Source organism: Bradyrhizobium sp. NAS96.2 (genome assembly GCF_001908235.1).
In the GTDB taxonomy this organism is placed as follows: domain Bacteria; phylum Pseudomonadota; class Alphaproteobacteria; order Rhizobiales; family Xanthobacteraceae; genus Bradyrhizobium.
The window spans coordinates 1-3,265 of record NZ_LGHK01000341.1; the positions used below are offsets into that span (position 1 = coordinate 1).

The 3,265-nt window shown below is 65.9% G+C and carries 2 protein-coding genes; one reads left to right on the forward strand and one right to left on the reverse strand.

The annotated features are described in order from the left end of the window. Window positions 1-426: 426 nt before the first annotated feature. Window positions 427-1,650 (reverse strand): MFS transporter, encoded by a 1,224-nt coding sequence (locus AC628_RS41040; RefSeq protein ID WP_074132498.1) that lies wholly within the window; start codon window positions 1,648-1,650, stop codon window positions 427-429. Window positions 1,651-1,766: 116 nt separating this feature from the next. On the opposite strand from AC628_RS41040, the gene AC628_RS41045 reads away from it, so the two are divergent. Further along, the gene (locus tag AC628_RS41045) at window positions 1,767-3,017 is read left to right on the forward strand and encodes a NupC/NupG family nucleoside CNT transporter (RefSeq protein ID WP_074132499.1); all 1,251 of its coding nucleotides are present in this window, start codon (window positions 1,767-1,769) and stop codon (window positions 3,015-3,017) included. Window positions 3,018-3,265 lie beyond the last annotated feature (248 nt).

Consider the following 3,265-nt stretch of genomic DNA (forward strand, 5'->3'; position numbering starts at 1 on the left):
GTGCCCATCGCGCCCCCTTTGCTCCGGGGCACCAAAAACACGACACTTCACGAGCTACAAACAGGCGACAGATCACGAGCTACTGACAGTGTCTGACCGGGCAACTTGACACGTCGGGCAAATCAGCAGTATTTTTCCATTATTCCGAAATCGTGCGTGCGCCGGGGAGAAGGTGACCTCGCGGAGAGTCCCCCTCACCGCCGCTTCGCGTCGACCTCTCCCCGCAAGCGGGGCGAGGTGAAGATCCACAGCTTTGGCCACCGTCATTGCGAGCCAACGGGTCGCGCGAACGCGCGCCCGATGACAGGCTCCGCGAAGCAATCCATCCATCCCCGCGAGGAAAAATGGATTGCTTCCGCCTTCGCCAAGGCTTCGGCGGACAAGTCGTCGCTTCGCTCCTCGCAATGACGGTGGGGAGAGCCTGCCCTACTCCAGCTTCTCGACATCCCGCAGCGTCGGGAACAGCTTCATCCAGAGCAGCGCGACCGCGACTGTCGCGACGCCGCCGAGCACGGCTGACGGCACGGTGCCAAGCAGCGCCGCGGTGACGCCGCTTTCGAACTGGCCGAGCTGGTTCGAGGCGTTGATGAACAGGAAATTCACCGCGCCGACGCGGCCGCGCATCTCGTCGGGGGTGGCGAGCTGCACCAGCGAGAAGCGGATCACGACGCTGATCGTGTCGGCGGCGCCGAGCACCGCGAGCGCCAGTGCCGACAGCCACATCCAGTGCGACAGCGCGAATACCACCGTGGCGACGCCGAACACGATCACCGCCTGGAACATGCGTAATCCCACGCGGCGGCTGATGGTGTGCCGCGCCAACACCATCGTCATCAGCAGCGCACCGACCGCGGGCGCGGCGCGCAGGATGCCGAGCCCGAGCGGGCCGGTTTGCAGGATGTCGCGCGCATAGATCGGCAGCAGCGCGGTGACGCCGCCGAACAGCACCGCGAACAGATCGAGCGAGATGGTGCCGAGGATCGCCGGATTGCTGCGCACGAAAGTGACGCCGGCAAACAGATCGTCCGACACCTCGCCGTTCTTCGCCGCCGCCTGCTGCAGCCCGCCGATCCCGCCGGTCAGCAGCGCGCCGAACAGCCAGAACACCATCATGATGCCGTAGGGCGCACTCGGCATCAGTGCATAGGCGAAGCCGCCGAGCGCGGGTCCGGTGATGGTCGCGACCTGCGCGGCGCTGCTCGAGATCGCGGTCGCCCGCTGCAGCGAGCCCTGCGGGGCGATCAGCGGCAACAGCGCTGATGTCGCCGGGCTCTCGAACGCGCCGGCGATGCCGAGCACGAAGGTCGCGACGAAGATCTGGATCTCGGAGATGGTGCCGGCAAAAGTGCTTCCGGCGAGAAACAATGCGGTCAGCGCTTCCGCGACCTGGCAGGCCTGCACCACGCGCTTGCGCTCGAAGCGGTCGGCGGCGTGGCCGGCGACGAACACCAGCAGCGCGGTCGGCAGGAACTGGACCAGGCCGACCATGCCGAGGTCGAACGCGCTGCCGGTCAGGTCATAGATTTGCCAGCCGATCGCCACCGCGCCGATCTGGCTGGAGAAGCGCGACAGGCTGCGCGACGACAGGAAGAACAGGAACGGTCTGTGGCCGAGCAGATCGTGGGCGCCGGCCGGCGTGGCGGAGAACATGCATGATTGCGTGGCCGAGCGCCTGCAACTTGTCAATGGATTCGAGACGAACGCGCAACAGCATTGCGCTGCGCGGGGCCCCCACCCATAATCGCGTGAGGGTTCTTGGGGGCGTGATGCTGCAGTTGCAATCGGCGTTCGGCGTGGTGGCGTTGCTCGTGATCGCCTGGGTGTTGAGCGAGAATCGCCGAAAAGTGTCGCTGCGGCAGGCGGCAATCGGGCTCGCCGTCACCGTCGTGACCGCGCTGGTGCTGATCAAGGTGCCGCTGGTAACGCAGGCGTTCGGCGCGATCAACGATGCCGTCGGCACCATCGCTGCCGCGACGCACGCCGGCACCGCCTTCGTGTTCGGCTATGTCGGCGGCGGCCCCGCGCCGTTCGATCCCAAGGCGCCCGGCTCGGATTTCATCCTCGCCTTCCAGGCGCTGCCGATCGTGCTGGTCATGAGCGTGCTGACGACGCTGCTGTTCTATTGGCGCGTGCTGCCGCCGGTCGTGCGCGGCATGGCCTGGCTGCTGGAGCGCACGCTCGGCGTCGGCGGCGCGGTCGGGCTCTCGACCGCGGCCAATATCTTCCTCGGCATGGTCGAAGCCCCGCTCTTCATCCGCCCTTATCTCGTACAACTGACGCGCAGCGAATTGTTTCTGGTGATGACCGGCGGCATGGCCGGGATCGCCGGCACCGTTCTGGTGCTCTATGCCACGCTGCTCGCACCGCTGATCCCGGATGCGCCGGCGCATTTCGTCATCGCCTCGGTGCTCGGCGCGCCAGCCGCGATCCTGGTCAGCCTGATCATGATCCCGGAGACAACAGACCAACGCACCGGCGGGTCGCTCGACGATCCCGATATCCATGTGTCGTCGACGATGGATGCCATCGTGAAGGGCACCGCGGCCGGGCTCGAGCTCCTGATGAACATCATCGCGATGCTGCTGGTGCTGGTCGCGCTGGTGTATCTGGCGAACGCCATCATCGGTCTGCTGCCGGAGATCGGCGGCGCGAAGATCTCGCTGCAACGGCTGCTCGGTTACGTGATGGCGCCGGTGTGCTGGCTGATGGGCCTGCCCTGGCCGCAGGCGATCACGGCGGGCAGCCTGATGGGCACCAAGACCGTGCTGAACGAGCTGATCGCCTATGTCGATCTGTCGAAGCTCGGCCCCGACGCGCTCGATCCGCGCTCGCGGCTGATCATGCTCTACGCGATGTGCGGCTTTGCCAACTTCGCAAGCCTTGGCATCATGATCGGCGGCCTTGGCATCATGGCGCCCGAGCGGCGCGACGAGATCAACGCGCTCGGGCTGAAGTCGGTCGTCTCGGGCACGCTGACGACCTGCCTGATGGGCGCGATCGTGGGGGCGATGACGTGACGCCGGGCAGTATTTTCAAGAGCGGCGACAGGCATGCTCCGACCCAGAGTCTGATGAGATTAGGTTGAGCTGGAACGGCGTCGAAACTTCACCTCTCCCTTGGGAGAGGTCGATTTGCGCAGCAAATCGGGTGAGGGGTTGCGGCCCATCGAGAGAGCAAGAGCCCTCACCCGGATTGCTTCGCAATCCGACCTCTCCCCGACGGGGAGAGGTGAACCAAGACCGCGCCAAGCCGATTCAACCCAAAC

Coding starts and splice junctions, on each gene's coding strand:
- AC628_RS41040 (WP_074132498.1), bottom strand. CDS start 1,650: ATGTTCTCCGCCACGCCGGCCGGCGCCCACGATCTGCTCGGCCACAGA.
- AC628_RS41045 (WP_074132499.1), top strand. CDS start 1,767: ATGCTGCAGTTGCAATCGGCGTTCGGCGTGGTGGCGTTGCTCGTGATC.